Consider the following 238-nt stretch of genomic DNA (forward strand, 5'->3'; position numbering starts at 1 on the left):
ATATGATGGGCTTGCCTAACCGCACCCTCGAACCGATCTCGAGAAGCTGGTCTTTTTGTGCCAATGACATCGAATTGGGTCCCGCACAGGATCCGGTTCAGGCGACAATCTCTTCGGGATTGCGCGGGTGGGCATTGGCAATGAGAACGATCAAGTGTCTTAAGGGCAATTGGTGGATGCCTTGGCATGCACAGGCGATGAAGGACGTGATACGCTGCGATAAGCTACGGGGAGGTGC

1 rRNA gene is annotated in these 238 nt (G+C 54.6%); it reads left to right on the forward strand.

The annotated features are described in order from the left end of the window. Nucleotides 1-148 precede the first annotated feature (148 nt). Nucleotides 149-238, forward strand: a 23S ribosomal RNA gene (locus NP503_RS33240); the annotation flags it as partial.

The sequence above is a fragment of the Mesorhizobium sp. SEMIA396 genome (assembly GCF_024518615.1).
In the GTDB taxonomy this organism is placed as follows: Bacteria; Pseudomonadota; Alphaproteobacteria; order Rhizobiales; family Rhizobiaceae; genus Mesorhizobium.